This window comes from Streptomyces sp. NPDC023573, assembly GCF_055559735.1.
The window spans coordinates 389,804-403,287 of sequence record NZ_JBVHKB010000004.1 but is presented as its reverse complement, the minus strand read 5'-3'; the positions used below and the strand labels follow the sequence as shown (position 1 = coordinate 403,287).

Here is a 13,484-nt window from a genome sequence, read left to right as displayed (position 1 = left end):
AGACCCGGTACACGTCCAGGTCGAGGTCCTGGGGCCGGTCGAACCGCTCGTCGCCTGGGGAGGGGACCGAAGAACCCTTCGGTCCCCTCCCACGTCCGGTCAGAGCCAGGAGTCCCAGATGCCATACGCCGTCGATCGGGTCACGGCCTCGACGCCCGAGGCGTCGAGCCGTACGACGCGGTAGTAGTACAGGCCGAGCCGGTCCTCGTGCACCGTGGTGTCCATGTAGAACGCGGCGTCACCCATCGCGCCCTCCGCCAGGGTGACGTAGGCGGCAGTGACGGGGTCCCAGCGCTCCACGCGGTAGCTCGCGAACCGGGAACAGTCCCCGAGTCCGGAGCTTTCGGAGCAGCCGACGTACAGATCCGGGTACTGGCCCTCACGGACCTCGGTCTCCGTCCAGCCCGGCGGCCGGGTGTCGGGCAGGGTGATCGAGACCTCGGTGGGGTGGAGGACGCCGAGTGGATCCTCGCGGTAATCGTCCATCGCGGCCACCTTGTAGACGTGGGTGGCGCCGTCCGGCACTGTCGGGCAGAGGATTTCGGTCCTGGTCAGGGAGCTGCCGGTCCAGCAGTTGTTCTTCCAGACCGTCTCACCGCTGTCCGGGTCGGTGACGCCCTGCCACGCGCGGTAGCCGGAGACATCGGTGTCGGCGGGCGGCGTCCAGGTCAGCCGGACGCCGAGCGGGACTCGTTCCGCGGTCAGGTCCTGGACCGGGGCGGGACGCTGGGTGTCCGGAGTGGTCTCCGTGGCGGGCGGGCCGGCCTGCGACACATGTCCGTACCGGTCGGTCGTCACGACTCGGTACTCGTACGTCGTCTCCGACTTGCCCTGGACGTCCCAGCAGCTGCCGTTGACCTGTTTGCGGGCGGACAGAGGAGCATCGTCGTCCGCCCAGGTCCAGTACGTGTCCGGGTCACCCAGCGGCTGGTCCACTGAGCTGTTCGGCTTGCACCGGTCCACGATGTCGGTCTCGCCGGTCGCGGTGTCGGTCCGGATGATCTTGTATGTGGGAAGAGACCGCTCGTCGACGGTCCACGGGTCGACGCTGCTCCACTCGACCATCACACCCTCGTCGAACCCGTTGGCAGTGGTCTTGAACGCGGGGATCGCCTCCGGGCGGTCGGCCAACTCCAGAGTGATCTCCACCGGCGCGGCAGGGTTGCCCTTGGCGTCCAGCGAGCGCACCGCGTACCGGTAGCTGTCGGCGACGGCGGCCGACTGACGCGGCACCACGTCGGTCCGGGTGCTGGGGCTCCCCTCGGGAAGAGCGTCGACGTAGCCGCCGGTCGCCGGTTCGTACTGGAGGACCTGGTACGAGGCGGCCCCGGTGACGGGCGACCACACCAGATGCGGAACGCCCGACCGGTACTCGGCGCGGAGCCCCGTGACGGCGGCGGGCGGGGTCAGGTCGGGGGTGGTGAACGTCGTGGCGGCCGAGTAGGCCGACCAGTTCCCGGCGGCGTCCCGGGCCCGCCCCCGGTAGGTGACCTTGCTGCCGTCGGCCCGGTAGCCGGTGTCGCAGATCGCACCCTTGGTGCCGGAGTAGACGGTGCTCCAGCGCTTCGTGGTCGCGTCGAGCCGCTGCATCTCGTACCGGGCGATGTCGGCGGCGTTGCTCGCGGTGGTGACCAGCTCCGGTGCCGCGTAGGGCTGGTCGGCCGGGCATGCATCCCATTCGACGAAGGGCGCGGCGGGCGGCGTCCTGTCGACGGTGGTGACGAGCTTGTCGGGGCTGCCGCCGGATACATTGCCCGCCTTGTCGACGGCCCGCACCTCGTAGTAGTAGGCCGCGCCGGTCTTGGGCAGCGCGCTGTCGTTGTACGACGTGGCGGTGGTCGTCGCAAGCTGCTTGCCGTACGGCGCGCCCTTCAGCCGCCGGTAGACCCGGTAATTCGCCAGGTCCATCTCCTTGCTCCTGGCCCAGGTGAGCTTGGCCGCGCCGGTGGCGGGGTTGTACGAGACGGCCGCGCCCGTCGGGCTGAGGGGCTTGACCTTGTCATAGGCGGCGGAGGTGCGCGGCGTATAGGCGAACCTGACGTTCGCGGAACCCGTCCAGTTGACGAAGTCGAAGCGGATCGTGTGCTTGCCCGCGGGGATCGTCACGTTGACCGTCTTCCTGACGGTGGCGGAGACGTTCTTCCACACGTTGATCTTCCGGACGCCGTCGAGGTAGACGCGCATTCCGTCCTGGGCGGAGGCCGTGAACGCGAAGGGACCACCGGAGCCGAAGTCGCGCGTCACCGACCAGCGCACGCCGAAGTTGTTGGACGGCACGCCGGAGACGGGCGCTCCCTTGCCCCAGTTCTGGTCGATCGCGGAATCGCAGTCTGTCTTCTTCGGCGTACCCGAGAACGTCGTGTTCGCGAAGAACTGCCGCTTGAAGACGGGGGAAGTGCAGTTCACCGCCGCGGAAGCAGGTACGGCGGTGGCGTAGAGCACTCCGCCTGCCGTGGCCAGAACCAAGGCGGTGGCGGTCGTGCGTCTGGCTGGGTTCATCAAGTCCTTCAGTCCTGTTCGGCGGCCGATGTCGGTCAGACGTCGCCGAACAAGACCGACAAGAGGGCGGGTTGGTTGTACGAGCCTCAGCCGTAACAGCTCAGACGCTGGGGCACGGCCTTCGTGGTGACTCCCGTGCCCCATCCGTGCCCAGCAGAGCGGACAACAGCGGTCAGGTGGGGTACCCAGAGACCGTAGTCATACACTCCGCCTGACGGGAAAATGCAGGTCAGAGCCCCTTCAACGACCTGAGACAGGCACTGGTCCGTCCGACATCCGCCCTCCTCCTCAGTGGCGAGCGCATCTGGGTGAACAGCTGGGGGAGTCCTTCTTCGGCTGCCAGGAACTACTCTGGGCCGCATACGTAGCGGGCGCGGTCCGGGTCGACGGCCCTGCGCTCCAGACGTCCACGGTCTGGTCGGCAGAGCGGAGTGCCGGTTGTGCGCGCTGACGCGCTCGGCGGTGAGCGGACATGCGAACCAATGCCCGGATGAGGGCTCTCCTGCGGGAGACGGACACGGCAGGACTGAGTGCTCAGGACATCCCTCCCCTGTTCCGTGAAGTCGTGGAGCGAGGATGGTCCTTGACGCCCGCCGGCGGGCGAGTGCTGACCGGCCTTCTCCCGGAGATCCTTCCGGAGTGCGCCGACCGGCTCGCGGAGGAGACCACGGTCAACGGCAGGGGCATGACGGACTATGACCTTCCCTCTGCGGCGGACGTGCGCACGCCCGTCCTCGTACGGAGGTGCCTGGCGTACGCCGCCGCCTGCCTGCACGGCGCGCAGGAGCACTTCGGCGACACAGCGGTGAAGTCCTACGTCTCGTTCTCCTTCGCCGACACCGACGAGGCACTACTGACCTCGAACGTCACCTTCTGTACACCGCTGCCGGACGTCCGCCCCTACATCCCTGACCTCGACGGCGTGACGGACGCAGCGGTCGCGGAGTTCTCCGCGGAGGACTGCTTCCAGTAGTCATGAACTGAACGCGGCACCGGCGTCCACACAGGCATCGGCGAACCGCGGCAGATATCCGCCGCTCCGCAGGTCGATGACCTCGGTCGTCGTCCACCGAGGCTCCCGCCGGTGCTGGTGGTGGGCCGATCCGACCCCGTCTCGTGGAACCGATGCCGCTGAGACAGAACCCGGACACGTAAAAGATCATTTCAGGATCGACTCGGCCCTAGTGTCATCGGTGGAAGCAGGAAGCACCACACCGAAGCCGCTGGAGATCATGATGCGTGCGCGCCCCACCGCCCGTTCCACCCGTCTCGTCCTCGCCGTCGCGGCCCTGACGGCCATCGCCGCCACCTCCACCGCCTGCAGCAGCGGTGACTCCGAGGACGCCGGCAGCTCCTCGGCTTCCGCCGGCGGCTCCGCGAGCAGCAGCCCCTCCAGCAGCGGCTCCGGTTCCACCGGTTCCGGGTCCGGCGACTCCTCCAGCGACTCCACCACCAAGGCCGCCGATGCTGCGGGCGGGAGCGAGAGCGGCGTCGGGCAGTCCTGCGGCACCAACGACCTGAACTTCACGGTCACCTCGGAGTCCCAGGCCGGCGGCTACTACCTCGTCACGGCGAAGGCCAAGTCGGGTATCACCTGCTACCTGGACGTGAACACCCCCAGCGTGTCCTTCGGCTCCGGCGCCGAGGGCGTCGCCTCCCCTGTCGGACAGGGCGGTGAGGACCCCATCAAGCTCAGCGGATCCGCCGTCGCGTACACCGGTATCAGCCCGAAGACCACGGACACTGATGGCGGCGTGGAGTTCGAGAACGTCATCATCGCCGTCACCAACGACGATCCCGACCCCGCTGAGCTCAAGCTCCCCGACACCGCCACCGTCGACAAGCCCATCGTCACCAACTGGGCCACCAACCGCTCCGAGGCCGTCCCGGTCATCGTCTGACCGGACCGGACCGTGGCGGGGATACCGGGCTCACTGTGACCGGAGCCTCCCCGCTCCGGGTCTCCCCGTCCTGGGCCCGTTCACCACGCTCCGACGGCGGGACTGCGGCGCCGGTCGGCGCGGGCTGCCGCAGACCGATCAGGACACCTGTGGCGACGAGCAGTGCGCCGGTGACGTCCGCGGGTCCGGCGTCCCCGAGCCCGAGTGCGACCGTGGTGACCAGTGCGCCCACCGGGACGAGGCCGGCGAAGAGTCCGGCGCGTGCGGCGCCCAGTCGGCGTAGCGCGTCGTACCAGAGGAAGAAGGCGGTGGCGGTGACGAGCACCCCGAGGTAGCCGAAGGCGGCTGCTTCGGTGAGGGTGGGCAGGCGAAGGGCACTCGTACCGTCCAGGGCGATGCTCGCGGCCAGGAGCATGGGCACGGCCAGCGCAGCGGGGTAGGCGGCGACCCTGATGGGGCCGAGCTTGGGCAGCAGGGGAAGAGCGAGCAGCGAGAAGGCGACCTCTCCGACGAGCGCCCCCAGGGACAGCAGCACCCCGTGCAGGCTGCCGCCGCCGAGCCCTGCGGCGACGGCGGCGCCCAGGGTCACGACAGCCGCGGCGCCGACGGTGCGGGCGGCCGGCCGGCGGCGTTCCGTCAGGGGGCCGACGAGTGCGAGGACGATGGGGATCGCTCCGACCACCGTGCCGATCATCGCGGGACTCGCGTGCCGGGTGGCTTCGACGAGGAAGATGTTGAAGCCCGCCAGGCCGGTGACGGCCAGCGCCAGGAGGAGCAGGACGTCACGGGGGGTCAGGTGGGCCCGGGGTAAGCGGCGGTGACGTACCACGGCAAGGAGGATCGCCGCGGCGAGTGCGTAGCGCAGGGCCTGACCGCTGAGTACGGGGTAGTCGGCGATCGTCGCGGAGACGGCCGTCGAGGTACCGACGAGCAGCATCGCGGCGGCGGCACCCGCGGCCGGCACCGTGGAGGAACTCATGCCGCGTACTCCTTCGGCTGTGCGGCGGTGCCCGCGGGGCTGAGGACCTTGCGGGTGACACGCTCGGCGACGGCGGCGACCAGGGTGCGCGGACGGCGCGGCAGCAGGTGTGCGGCCAGGGCGTTGCCGAGTCCGGGGGTGACGTAGCCGCGGTCGCGGTCGAGGGCGCGCAGAGCGGCGCGTACCACCGGCTCCGGCGTGGTCATCGAGCCGTTGACGGCCGCCTTGCGGGTGCCGATGGCCTCGAAGAAGGGGGTGTCGACGGGGCCGGGGCACAGAGTGAGTACGCGTATGCCGCGCCCGCGGTACTCCTGGCGCAGGGCGAGGCCGAAGTTCAGCACGAAGCCCTTGGCCGCGCTGTAGACGGCGAAGTACGGGGAGGGCTGGAAGCCCGCGGTGGACGCGACGTTCACGACCGCGCCCGTGCCGCGCTCCAGCATGCCGGGGAGCAGTGCGTGGGTGAGGCCGACGAGTGCGACGACGTTGACCATCAGCTGGTCGTGGTCGCGGTCCGCGGCGATGTCCTCGAAGCGACCGCACGTGCCGAATCCGGCGTTGTTGACCAGCAGGTCGACGCTCAGGCCGCGGGCGGCGAGACGGCCGGCGATCTGCTGCGCCGCGTCGGGCTCGGCGAGGTCCTGAACCAGGACGTGGGCGCGGATGCCGTGGTCCGCGGCAAGGCGCTCGGCGAGGGCGGTGAGCCTGCTTTCGGAACGCGCCACCAGGATCAGATCGTGTCCGCGGGCGGCGAGCTGCGCGGCGAACTCCGCCCCGAGTCCGGATGAGGCACCGGTGATGAGCGCTGCACTGTGCACGGGTTCTCCTTCGTCGGCGAGAAACTAAGACCAGAGAGTACCTATTTTCCGGCTACCTGCGACAGGTGAGACGCATTTAAGGTCGCTACGGCCCGGCGGTGTATCGTTTCGAAGCTCAAGCACAGGAATGGGAGGCGCCATGGGTGAGACAGCGGCACGGCCGTTGCGAGCGGACGCGGAGCGCAGCGTGCGCGCCATCCTGGAGGCGGCCGAACGCGTTCTCTCCGTGGATCCCGGCGCGTCGATGGAGCAGATCGCGACCGCCGCGGGGGTGGCGAGGACAACGATCCACCGGCGGTTCGCCCATCGGCAGGCGTTGATCGACGCCCTGGCCGCGTCAGCAGCCCGGCAGCTCGTCCAGGCCGTGGAGGACGGCAGGCCGGACACCGCCCCTCCCCTGGTGGCGCTGCACCGGATCACGGCCAACGTGCTCGAGGTGAAGGGCGCCTGGGCGTTCGCCCTGGAACTGCCGGCCGACCCCGGCAGCGAAGCGGCCGCCCTCCACGAGGACATCGGCCGACGTTGCATCACCGTGCTGGAACGGGCCAGGGCGGACAAGCTCATCGACGAGGCGGCCGACCTCCATTGGCTGCGGCGGGTCTACTACGCGCTCCTCGGAGAATCCCTGCGCGGAAACCCGGACGACACCGGCATCGACACCGACACCCTCGCCGCCCGCGTCATCGACACCTTCCTGCACGGCGCGGGCCCACGCCACTGAGCTCGCCGCGGACCCGGGCGGCCACCGCCCGGGACAGCTTCACCACCGGTACCCGTGCAGATCGTGCGGCCGGCTCCTGAAAGCTGATCGGCCGCTCCGGGAACAGCCGGCACGGGCGGCACGGTTGCAACCGGGGGAACCGGCACCGCACGGGCGGGAAGCCGGACCACAAGGCCGTCGGGCCCACCAGGGCGCGGCCCCGGGATCGCCCGTCGCGTGCCCGGACCAAGACGTAGTTCTGCAGGAGGACTGTTTCTCATGACTGACCGGCCCTTGACGCTCATGGCGGTACACGCCCACCCCGACGACGAGGCAACCGGAACGGGAGGGGTCCTCGCACGGTACGCGGCGGAAGGCATCCGCACGGTTCTCGTGACATGTACGGACGGCGGCTGCGGTGACGGGCCGGGAGGCTCCAAGCCGGGCGACCCCGGGCACGATCCGGCTGCCGTCGCCTCGATGCGCCGGCGAGAGCTCGAGGCGAGCTGTGAGGTGCTGAAGATCAGCGACCTGGAGATGCTGGACTACGCCGACTCGGGGATGATGGGCTGGCCCAGCAACGATGCCCCGGGATCCTTCTGGCAGACCCCCGTGGAGGAGGGCGCCGCCCGGCTCGCTGAACTCATGCGGCACTACCGGCCCGATGTGGTCGTCACCTACGACGAGAACGGCTTCTACGGCCACCCGGACCACATCCAGGCCCACCGCATCACGATGGCTGCGCTGGAGATGACCGCGCTGACACCGAAGGTGTACTGGACCACGATGCCCCGCTCGACGGTGCAGCGGTTCGGGGAGACCATGCGCGAGTTCCACGAGGACGCACCGGAGCCGGATCCGGCCGAGGCCGCCGCGATGGCGGAGATCGGGCTCCCCGACGACGAGGTCACCACCTGGGTGGACACCACCGCGTTCAGCGGTCAGAAGTTCGATGCGCTGGCCGCGCACGCCAGTCAGGGCGAGAACATCTTCTTCCTCAAGATGGGCAAGGAGAGGTTCGGCGAGTTGATGGGCATGGAAACCTTCGTACGCGTCAAGGACACCACCGGGGCGGCCGTACCCGAGAACGACCTCTTCGCCGGACTGCGCTGAGCCGCCCGCCCCCCCCTTGCCACCGGTGAACAACCGGGGCTGATGTCCGACCGGCCCGGCGAGCCCGCGTGCAGACCCGGGCTTCACGGGGGGTACGAGGCGCCTGAGGGCATCCCTGATGACCTGTCGGGCAGGCGCCCGTTCATGGGTGCTCTTCTCGCGCCGGCGTCGGCGGTCCGTTGTGGCTCGTCCCCGAGGAGGCGTCCGGCATGGCAGCCGCAAGGCAGGCAGGCCAGCGTCCATGGACGGCCCGGTCGCAGGCTGGGGTGGCCGTGCAGCCCGGCGGCGCGCCAGTCACTTCCGCCGGCCGTGGCCGTTCCATGCGCAGGCCCTCGGCATCGGCGCGGGAGCAGCCGCCGGTCTCAGCTTTCCGGTGGCCTCGCGCCATGCGTCGTGGTGCTCCTGGCCCCGTGCTCATCCAGTCGCCGCGGTACCAGCTGTCCGGGGCGGCGCTGATGACGCGCTCGGGGATCCCTGAGTGACCCGCATGGTCTGCTGTGGGTGTCGGGCCCCGGGAGCGGCCGTATCCGCGCAAGTCGGGGCGGACGACGGTGAAACCCCGCTCGATCAGCTGGGGCGCGTCTCTGTGCCACGTCACGGAGGTTCTGGGGTGGCCGTGCACCAACGGCACCGGCGGCCCCTGACCACCCCAGCGGGTGAAGATCGATGCTCCCTCGACCTGGATCCGCTCGGATGCGCAGTCCTCGAACATCCCCCCAGCGTCACGCACTCCCGCGCTGTGCGAAGGAAGCCGCGGCAGCCGGTCCTCGCGAGCGCGCGGGCCGACCGCGCCTGGAGGCGCCCAGCCGTAGGTTGGCATAGCGTTTCCCCTGATGGGCCGGGGCCGATTGGCGATACGGGACGGCGGATCAGCGGTGGAGCAGCACGAGGGCGGAGCTTCCCGTCAGGTGGACGACGGATGGTGGTCCGGTCGTCTGCATGAGCTCTGGCGTGTCGCCGAGGCGGCGCATGATGTGGCGGGGCTGGCCGATTCCCTCTACGACATGCTGCTCCGTATGCCCGGCGTACTGGCCGTCGTGGGTACCCGCTGGAGCGGCGGGCTGCTGCACTACCTGCGTAGTGCCACGTCGGCGGAGCCGGCGCCGTCACGCGTGGAAATCGAACAGGACTACGGTGAATCTGGCGCTGCCGGGGCCCCGGACGATGATCCGACCGTCACGGTTCATGAGGTGGCGGGACTCGACGGCGCCATGCCGCATGTCCAAGCGCTGGCGGCAGCCGGAGCGCGGAGTGTGGCCGAGTGCGCCGTGCCACTGGGGCTGGGCGGATGGGTGTCGTTCATGGTCGGCACCGCGGGCAGGGACGCAGTCGATCTGACGCTGCGGACGCGGTTGAAGCAGGTGGCCGAGGTCGCCATGGTCTCGAACAGGCGCATCACGGCGCGGCACGCCGACGAGGTACGTCAGGTGAGTGACGCCTTCCTGGCGGAGGCGTCGTTGCAGATGGATGCGAGCCTCGATGTCGAAAGCACCGTGCGGCGGGTGGCTCGCACGGCCGTGCCCGCCATCGCCGAGGGGTGCGTCGTGCATCTGCGTCTTCCCGAGGGACTGACACCCGTGTCCTACGCGCACATGGACGCCGGGGAGCAGCAGTGGCTCGGCACGTGTGCGGCCGAGGACACCTGGCTGAGGGACGTGCTGCAGCGAGTACTCGACAGCGGGCAGGCACTGGCACTGAAGGGTGAGGAGCTGGCGGGAGGGCCGTTCGGGCCCGCCTCGTCCGGGGCCGGCCATGCCGTGCGCGCGATCAGCGTGAACCCGCTCAAGGCCCGGGGCCGAGCCCTGGGGACCCTGACGTTCATCTACCACCGGGTGATCGTGGCCGAGGAGGCCACCCGGTTCCTCGCGGGTCTGGCCGCCCGGGCCGCGTTGGCCATCGACAGCAGCACCTTGTACGAACAGCGGCGCCGTCACGTGGTCTCCCTCCAGCGACACCTTCTCCCGAGGGAGCTGCCGCGGGTCCCGGGGCTGACACTGAGTTCGGCATACGAGGTGGGTGACGTCTCGCTCGATGTGGGCGGTGACTTCTACGACGTGGTGCCGGGGGCGCAGAGTGGTACGACCCTCCTCATCGGCGACGTCTGCGGCCGCGGGGCGGAGGCGGCGGCCCTCACGGGGCTGGCCCGCCACACCCTGCGCACCCTCATCGAGGACGGCAGTACGCCCGAGCACGCGCTGGGGCGGCTGAACCAGGCCCTGCTCAGGGAGGGCACGTCCCGCTTCGTGACGGCGCTGGTGGCGACGCTGGTACCCGACGGGCAGGGTTTCCTCGTGCGCTACTGGAGTGCGGGTCATCCGGCGCCTCTGGTGCGGCGTGAGGAGGGAGCCGTGGAGGAGCTCCCGGCCCACGGAGATCTGCTGGGTGTACTGGAGGACATCGAGTACGGATCCGGTTCGGTGCGCCTGGCGCCCGGGGACGCACTGGTGATGTTCACCGACGGAGTGACCGAGGCGAGAGCGGCCGACGGGACCTTCTTCGAATCACGTCTGCGGGACGCGGTGGCGCGGATGGGCACCGGGGAGCCCCGGGAGTTCGCGGAGCGGCTGGCAGAGGCCGCGGTGGAATTCCGGGCGACGGGCGCCGACGACATCGCCGTGCTGGCCGCACGGGCGGAGTTCACCGGATGAGCGGGGCTGCCGGGGAGCAGGGGATCGATCGGAACCTCGTCTGGGTGGTCGAGGACTCCGCGGAGGACGCCGAGGCCATCGCGCGGGCGCTCGGCCGCACCCACCCCGGTCTGGCACTGGAATTCACCGACCGGGGGACGGGATTCGTCGAGCGATTGCTGGAAGCCGACCGGCGGCCGGGGCTTGTCCTTCTGGACCTCAAACTGCCTGGACCGGGCGGAACCGAGGTGCTGCGGTCGATCCGTGCCCGGCCGGAGCTGGACGAGGTGGCCGTGGTTGCCTTCACGTCGGCCACCGGACCGGACGAGGTGGACACGACCTACGCGGCAGGCGCCGACAGTTACATCTACAAGCCGGTCAACTTCGATCTCTTCCGGGCGGTGCTGAAAGGGGCCGTCGACTACTGGCAGAGCAGGGCGAAGGGCGGGGAGGACGGCCCTGCCGCTCAGCCTCCTTCCTGACCCAGGGTGAAGAAGAAGGTGCTCCCACGGCCTGGTTCGCTGTCGAGCCACAGCTCGCCACCGTGGCGCTCCACGATCCGCTTGACGATCGCCAGTCCCACGCCCGAGCCGCCCCCGCGCTCGTCCTGCCCGTGCAGTCTGCGGAACAGCTCGAAGACCTCGTGCTGCTGGCCGGGGGGGATGCCGATGCCGTTGTCCCGGACCACGACGGTCTGCCGAGGAGGGCCGCCTGCCGGTGGGCGGAGCGTGTCGACCAGGACCTCGACCGTGCGATCGCCCCGGTCGGCGGCGTACTTGGCCGCGTTCACCAGGAGGTTGACCAGGACTTCGTAGAGCCGGTCCTCGTCGGCGTACACCTCTGGGAGGTCATGTCTGACGACCCGCACGTGGGCCTCGGCCAGGCGTTCACCGGCCACCTCGAGTGCGGAGTCCAGTACGCGGTCCAGTGGGACATGGATGCGGTACAGCCCGCCTCGGCCCAGTCGGGCGTAGTGCAGCAGCGAGTTGAGCAGGTCGTCCATCCGGCCGGCCAGTCGCCGCATGGTGTGCAACCTGCGGACGGTGGTGGCGTCGAGCTCCGTTGCGGCGTCCTCGATGACGAAGGCCGCGGCGTTGGAGATACCCCGCAGCGGTTCCCTGAGGTCGTGAGCTGCCACGTGGGCGAATGAGTCGAGGTCGGAGTTGGTGATGCGCAGTTGTTCGTTCAGCGCCGCGAGTTCCGCCTCGTGACGGAGCACGACTCCTGTGAGTGTGCGCCAGAGTTCCTGCGCGGTGGCACGGTCGGTCGGTGTCCAGGGCAGGCACTGTCCGTCTACCACCGCGCGGAACACGGCACCTGAGCCACGAGGGGTGAGCCGCTCGCCTCGCGGTCCGACCTGGACAGGTCTGGAGGGGTCGGCGGCCCATTGGCGGGCGGTCGGACGGGCCTTCCGGAACCAGGCGAGGAAGTCGCCCGACCCGCTCAGTGTCACCATCAGGGCCCCTGCCGGACCGTCCTCCACCGCGTCGTCGGGAATGTTTGGCTCCTCCGCGAGGCGGTCCGTGCTCCAGATGGTGCCGGGTGACGGCCCTGCCGCGCTTGTGCGGAGGGCCTCCAGCAGAGCGGGCGGAACACTCATACCGCTGATCGTGCTGCGGCCGCCGCGGCAGAGCGCCGCGCCATCGGCGCCCAGCAGTGTTCTGAGGGCATCGTCCCTTGCCAGGAGCGAGTCCTCCAAGTCCGACGTGACACGGGAGAGGATCCGGCCGAGGCGTTCGCGGGACGCTGTGAGCGCCTCTGCCTGCTCTCGTTCCTCGATGACCGCGAGCTCGAGGGAGAAGGCCACGCCGAAGAACTCGCAGGCCGCCCGCAGTTCCGCGGGAATGGTGACAGGCGTGTAGCCGTGGCAGGCGATCAACCCCCAGAGCTCGCCCTCCCGGAGGACGCTCACCGACATCGACGACTTCACACCGATGTTCCGCAGGTACTCCAGATGGAAGCCGGACACCGTGCGCAGCACGGAGTTCGACAGGTCCAACGGCAGGCCCGAATCGGCTCGGAGCGGAGGGTGCAGGCCCACACTGATGTCGTCCACGTCGGCGATTGCCCGGATCCAGTTGTCGCGGTACAGCCGCCTCGCCTGGGGCGGGATGTCGCTGGCGGGAAACCAGAGTCCCAGCCAGGGCTCGCGGCCCTCGGTGACTTCCTCCGCGACCACCTCCCCCGGTCCGTTCTCACCGTCGAAGCGGTAGGCGACCACCCGGTCGAAGCCCGTCAGGGCCCGGATCTCACGGACAGCCGCCTGACAGCACTCGGCCGCTGTCATCGAGGACCGCAGACGCGTCAGAGCTCGCCGGACCCCCTGGTAGAAGTGCGCGAAGTGCGGCGCGGCGGCGGTGCGCGACTCACACTCCAGAACCAGTAGGGGCCCTTGCCGGTGCGCGGTCACGTCGAACATCCGGGGAGCGCCCGCCACATCGACGGAGACAGGGAGGACCAGGCTCGCCCCCTCGTGCTGAGCGCCGACCTCGAGCGCCTCGGCCCAGTGTTCGGGTGAGAGCACCCGCGTGACGGGCCCCCCGACCAGCTCATCGGCAGCGATCCCCAGCAGGCCGGCCGTGTTCAGGGCCGCGCTGTCCACGGTGCCGGTCTCGGCATCCACGGCGAGCAGGGTGCCATGGGACTGGATCATGCCCAGCCGGTGGATGGGCTCCCGGACACATGCGCTGAGATCGAAGCCGATGGCCGCCGCGGCTTCGGCCTCGCGCTCCGGTTCCGGCAGGGGCATCTCTTCTCCCACGCACCGAGTTCTCGCTCCGGGCCGGTCGGACGCCCGGATCGCCGCGATCCTTCCACGGCGCCCTGCGGCAAAGGGCGCGCTGCGGGCGC

General features: G+C 70.0%; 11 protein-coding genes. 6 read left to right on the top strand and 5 right to left on the bottom strand.

Going from position 1 to position 13,484, the window contains the following annotated elements; translation table 11 throughout:
• Positions 1-99: 99 nt before the first annotated feature.
• Positions 100-2,499 (bottom strand): PA14 domain-containing protein, encoded by a 2,400-nt coding sequence (locus ACZ32T_RS15685; protein ID WP_467367300.1) that lies wholly within the window; start codon positions 2,497-2,499, stop codon positions 100-102.
• Positions 2,500-2,971: 472 nt separating this feature from the next.
• Between ACZ32T_RS15685 and ACZ32T_RS15680 the strand changes: the two genes are divergently transcribed.
• Positions 2,972-3,472, top strand: coding sequence for a hypothetical protein (locus tag ACZ32T_RS15680; RefSeq protein WP_467272154.1), 501 nt, complete (start codon positions 2,972-2,974; stop codon positions 3,470-3,472).
• Between the two features lie 262 nt (positions 3,473-3,734).
• The gene (locus ACZ32T_RS15675) at positions 3,735-4,400 is read left to right on the top strand and encodes a DUF4232 domain-containing protein (protein WP_467367594.1); all 666 of its coding nucleotides are present in this window, start codon (positions 3,735-3,737) and stop codon (positions 4,398-4,400) included.
• Here ACZ32T_RS15675 and ACZ32T_RS15670 read toward each other — a convergent pair.
• Positions 4,390-5,379 carry a DMT family transporter gene (locus ACZ32T_RS15670; RefSeq protein WP_467367298.1) on the bottom strand — a complete coding sequence of 330 codons (990 nt, stop codon included), beginning with the start codon at positions 5,377-5,379 and terminating at the stop codon, positions 4,390-4,392. The two genes, ACZ32T_RS15675 and ACZ32T_RS15670, sit on opposite strands and share 11 nt — an antisense overlap.
• A complete protein-coding gene (locus ACZ32T_RS15665) occupies positions 5,376-6,194 on the bottom strand; it encodes an SDR family NAD(P)-dependent oxidoreductase (protein ID WP_467367296.1) in 819 nt (272 codons plus the stop codon). Before ACZ32T_RS15665 ends, ACZ32T_RS15670 begins: the two co-directional genes overlap by 4 nt.
• A gap of 139 nt (positions 6,195-6,333) precedes the next feature.
• On the opposite strand from ACZ32T_RS15665, the gene ACZ32T_RS15660 reads away from it, so the two are divergent.
• Together ACZ32T_RS15660 and ACZ32T_RS15655 are read left to right on the top strand one after the other, a co-directional pair.
• Positions 6,334-6,915, top strand: coding sequence for a TetR/AcrR family transcriptional regulator (locus ACZ32T_RS15660; protein WP_467272147.1), 582 nt, complete (start codon positions 6,334-6,336; stop codon positions 6,913-6,915).
• Positions 6,916-7,173: 258 nt separating this feature from the next.
• Positions 7,174-8,007 (top strand): PIG-L family deacetylase, encoded by an 834-nt coding sequence (locus ACZ32T_RS15655; RefSeq protein ID WP_467367294.1) that lies wholly within the window; start codon positions 7,174-7,176, stop codon positions 8,005-8,007.
• A 142-nt stretch (positions 8,008-8,149) separates the two neighbouring features.
• Here ACZ32T_RS15655 and ACZ32T_RS15650 read toward each other — a convergent pair whose 3' ends face one another.
• A complete protein-coding gene (locus ACZ32T_RS15650; RefSeq protein ID WP_467367292.1) occupies positions 8,150-8,719 on the bottom strand; it encodes an alpha/beta fold hydrolase in 570 nt (189 codons plus the stop codon).
• Between the two features lie 196 nt (positions 8,720-8,915).
• On the opposite strand from ACZ32T_RS15650, the gene ACZ32T_RS15645 reads away from it, so the two are divergent.
• Together ACZ32T_RS15645 and ACZ32T_RS15640 are read left to right on the top strand one after the other, a co-directional pair.
• On the top strand, positions 8,916-10,655 hold the full coding sequence (locus ACZ32T_RS15645) for a PP2C family protein-serine/threonine phosphatase (RefSeq protein ID WP_467367290.1): 1,740 nt from the start codon (positions 8,916-8,918) through the stop codon (positions 10,653-10,655).
• On the top strand, positions 10,652-11,116 hold the full coding sequence (locus tag ACZ32T_RS15640) for a response regulator (protein WP_467367288.1): 465 nt from the start codon (positions 10,652-10,654) through the stop codon (positions 11,114-11,116). The genes ACZ32T_RS15645 and ACZ32T_RS15640 overlap by 4 nt, the downstream gene beginning before the upstream one ends.
• On the opposite strand, the gene ACZ32T_RS15635 is transcribed toward ACZ32T_RS15640, so the two are convergent.
• Positions 11,101-13,383, bottom strand: coding sequence for an ATP-binding protein (locus ACZ32T_RS15635; protein ID WP_467272140.1), 2,283 nt, complete (start codon positions 13,381-13,383; stop codon positions 11,101-11,103). The two genes, ACZ32T_RS15640 and ACZ32T_RS15635, sit on opposite strands and share 16 nt — an antisense overlap.
• Positions 13,384-13,484 lie beyond the last annotated feature (101 nt).

What these genes read in the sequence shown, in the direction of transcription:
- ACZ32T_RS15685 (WP_467367300.1), bottom strand. Translation starts at nt 2,499, where the DNA reads ATGAACCCAGCCAGACGCACGACCGCCACCGCCTTGGTTCTGGCCACG.
- ACZ32T_RS15680 (WP_467272154.1), top strand. Translation starts at nt 2,972, where the DNA reads ATGCGAACCAATGCCCGGATGAGGGCTCTCCTGCGGGAGACGGACACG.
- ACZ32T_RS15675 (WP_467367594.1), top strand. Translation starts at nt 3,735, where the DNA reads ATGCGTGCGCGCCCCACCGCCCGTTCCACCCGTCTCGTCCTCGCCGTC.
- ACZ32T_RS15670 (WP_467367298.1), bottom strand. Translation starts at nt 5,379, where the DNA reads ATGAGTTCCTCCACGGTGCCGGCCGCGGGTGCCGCCGCCGCGATGCTG.
- ACZ32T_RS15660 (WP_467272147.1), top strand. Translation starts at nt 6,334, where the DNA reads ATGGGTGAGACAGCGGCACGGCCGTTGCGAGCGGACGCGGAGCGCAGC.
- ACZ32T_RS15655 (WP_467367294.1), top strand. Translation starts at nt 7,174, where the DNA reads ATGACTGACCGGCCCTTGACGCTCATGGCGGTACACGCCCACCCCGAC.
- ACZ32T_RS15650 (WP_467367292.1), bottom strand. Translation starts at nt 8,719, where the DNA reads ATGTTCGAGGACTGCGCATCCGAGCGGATCCAGGTCGAGGGAGCATCG.
- ACZ32T_RS15640 (WP_467367288.1), top strand. Translation starts at nt 10,652, where the DNA reads ATGAGCGGGGCTGCCGGGGAGCAGGGGATCGATCGGAACCTCGTCTGG.
- ACZ32T_RS15635 (WP_467272140.1), bottom strand. Translation starts at nt 13,383, where the DNA reads ATGCCCCTGCCGGAACCGGAGCGCGAGGCCGAAGCCGCGGCGGCCATC.